The organism is Mesorhizobium sp. M4A.F.Ca.ET.020.02.1.1, from assembly GCF_004022645.1.
Classification (GTDB): Bacteria; Pseudomonadota; Alphaproteobacteria; order Rhizobiales; family Rhizobiaceae; genus Mesorhizobium.
The window spans coordinates 1-6,051 of the sequence record NZ_RZOI01000360.1; the positions used below are offsets into that span (position 1 = coordinate 1).

Annotated in this window: 5 protein-coding genes, 1 tRNA gene and 1 pseudogene; all 7 read left to right on the forward strand. The window is 65.4% G+C overall.

What is annotated here, in order from left to right:
- Positions 1 to 365: 365 nt before the first annotated feature.
- Positions 366 to 1,385, forward strand: coding sequence for a glucokinase (locus tag EN742_RS21005; RefSeq protein WP_126057296.1), 1,020 nt, complete (start codon positions 366 to 368; stop codon positions 1,383 to 1,385).
- A gap of 125 nt (positions 1,386 to 1,510) precedes the next feature.
- Positions 1,511 to 3,367, forward strand: a complete 1,857-nt coding sequence (locus tag EN742_RS21010; RefSeq protein WP_126057297.1) for an ABC transporter ATP-binding protein — start codon at positions 1,511 to 1,513, stop codon at positions 3,365 to 3,367.
- Positions 3,364 to 4,185, forward strand: coding sequence for a 4-hydroxy-tetrahydrodipicolinate reductase (gene dapB, locus EN742_RS21015; RefSeq protein WP_126057298.1), 822 nt, complete (start codon positions 3,364 to 3,366; stop codon positions 4,183 to 4,185). Before EN742_RS21010 ends, dapB begins: the two co-directional genes overlap by 4 nt.
- A gap of 39 nt (positions 4,186 to 4,224) precedes the next feature.
- Positions 4,225 to 4,845 carry a 2,3-bisphosphoglycerate-dependent phosphoglycerate mutase gene (locus tag EN742_RS21020; protein WP_126057299.1) on the forward strand — a complete coding sequence of 207 codons (621 nt, stop codon included), beginning with the start codon at positions 4,225 to 4,227 and terminating at the stop codon, positions 4,843 to 4,845.
- Positions 4,846 to 5,091: 246 nt separating this feature from the next.
- Positions 5,092 to 5,176: transfer RNA gene (locus tag EN742_RS21030), tRNA-Leu, on the forward strand.
- 111 nt (positions 5,177 to 5,287) lie between these two features.
- Positions 5,288 to 5,707 carry a hypothetical protein gene (locus EN742_RS21035; protein ID WP_126057300.1) on the forward strand — a complete coding sequence of 140 codons (420 nt, stop codon included), beginning with the start codon at positions 5,288 to 5,290 and terminating at the stop codon, positions 5,705 to 5,707.
- A 139-nt stretch (positions 5,708 to 5,846) separates the two neighbouring features.
- Positions 5,847 to 6,051, forward strand: a pseudogene (locus EN742_RS21040) (thioredoxin reductase); the annotation flags it as partial.

Below are 6,051 nucleotides of genomic sequence, written 5' to 3' on the forward strand. Positions count from 1 at the left end.
AGGCGTATGACGCTTGTCCGCTGCAGCGCCGCGCTAACCAATCCGCTTGGCGCTGCAGCGGACAAATAGGGGGAGAACTGTTACCTATGTATCCGGTTCAAACTGTTACCCATCTATCGGCTGGACACTGGCCGCAGCGCTGGCACTCCTTTCCGCAACGCTGATGATTGGCGAAATCGCGAATGACAGCGTCCCTCTCCCCGTCACTATGCGGGGAGAGGTGCCGGCAGGCAGGTGAGGGGCAGCGCCAACGCTGAAAAGGACGAAATTCAAGCTGACGCGAAGCGGCTTTCCCTTTGCAAGCCCATGCGCTAGTTCAACGAAGAGACAAACGGCAGACTGCCGGAACGGGGACGAACAACAGCATGGCAGGTGAAGACGAGACAACGCTGCGGTTTCCGGTCCTGATCGGCGACATCGGCGGCACCAATGCGCGCTTCTCGATCGTGCTCGACGCCAATTCGGAGCCAACCGAGCCGCAGATCGTCCAGACGGCCAGCTTCAACACCATCGACGAGGCGATCCAGGCGGCGGTGCTCGACCGCTCTTCGGTGCGGCCGAATTCGGCCGTGCTGGCGATCGCCGGGCCGGTCGACGGCGACGAGATCCCACTCACCAATTGCCCCTGGGTGGTGAAACCGAAGCAGATGTTCGCCAATCTGGGCTTGAGCGAGGTCGTCGTGCTCAACGACTTCGAGGCGCAGGCGCTGGCCGTCGTCGCGCTCGGCGAGGAGCATATGGAGAAGATCGGCGGCGGCGCGCCGGAGCCGAACGCCAGCCGCGTCGTGCTCGGGCCCGGCACCGGGCTCGGCGTCGCCGGGCTGATCTATGCGCTCAACCACTGGATACCGGTGCCGGGCGAAGGCGGGCACATGGATATCGGCCCGCGCTCGCCGCGCGATTTCCAGGTTTTCCAGCATATAGAGCGGCTCGAGGGTCGCGTTTCCGGCGAACAGATCCTGTGCGGGCGTGGCCTGGTCAATGTCTACCGCGCGGTGGCCAAGGCCGACGGCAAGCCGGCGCCCTTCAGGGCGCCGGCCGAGATCACCGGCGCGGCGCTGGCGAAGTCCGACCCGGTGGCGGAGGAAGCGCTGTCGATGTTCGTCACCTGCCTCGGCCGCACCGCCGGCGACCTCGCGCTGGTGTTCATGAGCCGCGGCGGCGTCTTCCTCACCGGCGGCATCGCGCAGAAGATCGTGCCGGCGCTGAAAGCGGGCAATTTCCGCTCGGCCTTCGAAGACAAGGCGCCACACAGCGCGCTGATGCGGGCGATGCCCGTCTATGTCATCACCCACCCGCTGGCGGCGCTGCTCGGCCTCGCTGCCTATGCCAGGAACCCCTCGCTGTTCGGCGTGCAGACGGCGGGGCGGCGCTGGCGGCTGTAGCGCTTCGCGCCCTGGTTGTCGGATCGCGAATCGCGCCGCGACGAAGTTTCGCCATAGGCAAGCCGCGACGGGAACGCTAAGAGGGGTGCCGAATTTCCAGACGGAACCACGGAACGACCCTCGATTTGAACCAGCTTCAACACCAAGCGACGGCCCGGCCCGGCGAGACCTGGGCGGTGCTGCGCCGCATCATTGCCGAAAACGGCCGTGAATACCGCTCGGCCTATATCTTCGCCACTCTCTGCCTGCTGACAGTATCGGCAACGACGGCCTTCACCGCCTGGGTGATGAGCCCGGTCGTCAACCAGATCTTCTATGAGCGGCGCGGCGATCTGATCGTGCTGATCTGCGCCGGGATCATGGGCTCCTTCATGCTGCGCGGGCTCGCCACCTATGGCCAGGCGGTGACGCTGGCCCGGATCGGCAACAATCTGGTGGCGCGCTACCAGAAGCGCGTCTTCGACCATCTGATGAAGCTTGGCGTCGGTTTCTTCAACGACACGCGTTCGGGCCAGCTCGCTGCGCAGGTCAACGAGAATATCAACGGCATCCGCGACCTGCTGTCGATGACGCTGACCTCGATCGCGCGCGACGGGGTGACGCTGGTCGGCCTCATCGCCGTCATGATCTACCAGGATCCGCTGCTATCGCTCTCGTCGCTGCTGATCGGACCGCCGCTGATCTACACCGTCGTCTATCTGATGCGCCGCGTGCGCCGCATCGCGCGCGAATCCGTGCAGATCAACTCGCGGCTGATCGGCGCCATGCAGGAGGCGACGCAAGGCATAGCCATCGCCAAGGCGTTCACCATGGAGGGGGAACTGGCGCGCCGCATCGGCAAGCTCGCCGAGAGTGCCGAGCAGCGGGGCAACAAGATCGCCCGCGTCTCGGAGCGGCTGACGCCGATTTCCGACATGTTGGCCGGCCTCGCCGTCACCGGCGTCATCGCCTATTCCGGCTACCGGGCGCTGGTGCTCGGACAGCCACCGGGCGCGGTCTTTTCCTTCATCACGGCGCTGATCCTGGCCTATGATCCGGCTCGCCGCCTGGCGCGCATGCAGGTTGGCATGGAGCGGTCGCTGGTCAACGCGCGCATGATCTACGAGCTGCTCGACCAGCAGCCACAGCAGGGCGACGCGCCGGGCGCGGTCGAAGTGAGGATCACCAGCGGCGAGGTGCGTTTCCACAATGTCTCGTTCCGCTATGCCGCCGACGCGCCGGTGCTTAAGGAATTGAGCTTTACCGCCGCCGCCGGCAAGGTGACGGCCATCGTCGGCGCATCCGGCGCCGGCAAATCGACGCTGGTGGCGCTGCTGCAGCGCTTCTACGATGTCGAGGCCGGCAGCATCGAGGTCGATGGCCAGGACATTTCGAAGGTGACCAAGCAGTCGCTGCGCCAATCGATCGCCTATGTCTCGCAGGCGCCCTACCTGTTCGAGGGCACGATCCGCGACAACATCCGCTATGGACGGCTTTCAGCCAGCGACGCCGAGATCGAATGGGCGGCAAAGCAGGCGGCGGCGGATGACTTCATCCGCCAGCAGCCGCAAGGCTACGACACGCCAGTCGGCGAGAACGGCGTGACGCTGTCGGGCGGCCAGCGCCAGCGCGTCTCGATCGCCCGCGCCATCGTGCGCCAGGCGCCGATCCTGCTGCTCGACGAGGCGACCTCGGCGCTCGACAATGAGGCGGAGGCGCGCGTCCAGGAGGCGCTGACCCATGTCATGGAAGGGTGCACGACGATCGTCATCGCGCACCGGCTGTCGACGGTGGTCAATGCCGACCACATCATCGTGCTGGAGGAGGGCCGGCTGGTCGAGGAAGGCACGCATGCCTCGCTGATGGCCGACCCGCACAGCGTCTATGCCCGCTTCCACCGGGTGCAGGGCAAGAAAGGGCTGGGGCTTGTCGACGACGCCAAGCCAATCCAAACTCCAGTCCAGCGCAGCCGCGCGAAGAAGGTGGTGGGGAGACAGGCATGAGCGAAACGGGGGATATGGGCCTGGTGGTGGTGGGCGCGGCAGGCCGCATGGGCCAGACGCTGATCCGCGCCATTCACACGATGCCGGGGGCGCGCGTCGCCGGCGCGGTCGAGCGGCCAGGCTCGCCCTATCTCGGCAAGGATGCCGGCGAGCTTGCCGGCATCGGTATCATCAACGTGCCGATATCGGACGATCCGTTGCCGGCCTTCGCCAAGGCCGACGGCGTGCTCGATTTCACCGCGCCCGCCGCGACCGTCGAATTCGCCGGCTACGCGGCGCAGGCGCGCATCGTCCATGTCATCGGCACCACCGGCTGCTCGGCGGACGACAATGCGAAAATCGCGGCGGCGGCGCGACATGCGACGATCGTCAAGTCGGGCAATATGAGCCTCGGCGTCAATCTGCTGGCGGTGCTGGTTGAGCAGGCGGCGCGGGCGCTCGACGCCGACGATTTCGACATCGAGATCCTGGAAATGCACCACCGCCACAAAGTCGACGCGCCGTCGGGAACGGCGCTTCTGCTCGGTGAAGCGGCGGCGGCCGGCCGCGACATCCCGCTCACCGGCAACGATGTGCGCGTGCGCGACGGCCATACCGGCGTGCGCAAGCCGGGCACGATCGGCTTCGCCGCGCTGCGCGGCGGCTCGGTGGTCGGCGATCACAGCGTGATCCTGGCCGGCACGGGCGAGCGCATCACGTTATCCCACCATGCCGAGGACCGGGCGATCTTCGCGCGCGGCGCCGTAAAAGCAGCACTCTGGGCCCGGGCGAGGAAGCCTGGTCTCTACTCAATGCGGGACGTGCTCGGCCTGAGCTGAAGCGGCCTCTGCAATATTTTGTCCTTCGAAGGAGCAAACATGTCGAGAACCCTCGTGCTCGTGCGCCACGGCCAGAGCGAATGGAACCTGAAGAACCTGTTCACCGGCTGGCGCGACGTCGACCTCACCGAGCAGGGCCATGCCGAGGCCAAGGCCGCCGGCCAGAAGCTCAAGGCGCGCGGTCTGAAATTCGACATCGCCTTCACCTCGGCGCTGATCCGGGCGCAGAAGACCTGCCAGCACATCCTCGACGCCGTCGGCCAGAGCGAGTTGGAGACCATCCGCGACCAGGCGCTGAACGAGCGCGACTATGGCGACCTCTCCGGTCTCAACAAGGACGACGCGCGCAAGAAATGGGGCGAGGAGCAGGTGCATATCTGGCGCCGCTCCTACGATGTGTCGCCGCCCGGCGGCGAAAGCCTCAAGGACACCGGCGCGCGCGTCTGGCCCTATTATCTGCACGACCTGCAGCCGCATGTGCTGCGCGGCGAAACAGTGCTGGTGGCCGCGCACGGCAATTCGCTGCGCGCGCTGATCATGGCGCTGGACGGCAAGAGCGGCGAGGAGATCGTCAAGCTCGAGCTCGGCACCGGCGTGCCGGTGATCTACACGCTCAACGCCGATTCGACGGTGGCGTCGAAGGAAGTGCTGGAAGGCTGACCTTTCTTCCAACGGCGACGGGAGCGAGTCTCATCCTCTCCCCGTATAGTGACGGGGAGAGGGCGCGGTCGTCGCCGATTTCGTCAATCGTCACCGTTACAAGAAAGGCGTCGACGATGCGGCCGGCCCCTTCCCCCCGTCCCTATACGGGGAGAAGTGCCCGGCAGGGCGATGAGGGGCAGCACCAATATCGGCAAAAAAGCGCGTTGACACACATCGCTCGCCCGCTTACATGAGCCCGCACCAGCCCAGATGGCGGAATTGGTAGACGCGCACGGTTCAGGTCCGTGTTCCGCAAGGAGTGGAGGTTCGAGTCCTCTTCTGGGCACCATCTTTTCCCGACTGCCAACGGGATCAATAAGATAAGCCTTCAGAGTGTTTCGCCGGTAAACCGTGCCGCAGATGGACTGGCTCGCCGCGCGCAAGTAGCCGGAGCGCTTCAATGGGTCTCGACGCCGTCGTGTTCAGGCAGCTCGCTTCCTTAAGGGCCGAGTACCATGCCGACCTGGTGCTGGCCGATGAAGAAACGGGTGAGGCCGACCTGGCGTCGCTTCGGCTTCGTGATCCCTGGGCAGCCGCTGTAGCGTTCCACTACCGTTTTGGAAATATCGCCACTATCGGTCATCTTCGAGAGATCGTCGCCGATATTCTGACGGACCCCGACTCCGTGCTGCAAACTCGGGTGCTCTACTCCAGCAGCCATTCGGGAGACGTGATCGAGGCATCTGCTTTCGGTCAGATCCGCGAGGAGCTCGATACTCTTCGTTCCGTCGACATCCCTGAGATAGTGAAGTTCGTCGCCGGACTCGATGCCCTGATCATGTGTGCCGAGCGAGAGGGTAACCCAATCGTATTCGTTTGAGTGCAGGCGCCTGTGCTGAATTCGGGCATGGACGTGGGTCGACGATGACGACGCAGGGCGCAGCCTACCACCTCCCCATCCGACCAGGCGCCGAACAAACCGCTTCAAACCGGGCGACCTCGGCGCTACGGTCCGCCCCATGGCCCCTTCCGTCAGCCCGACCATTGCCGCGCGGCGCGACCAGATGTTTCCCGTGCTCTCAGATGTCGACATCGAGCGCATGCGCCGCTTTGGCGTGCCCAGAACCTATGCCGCCGGCGAGCCTATCGTGGTCGCGGGCACGGTGTCGCCCGGCCTGATCCTCATCCTGTCCGGCAAGGTCGAGATCACGCAGGCCGGCGGGC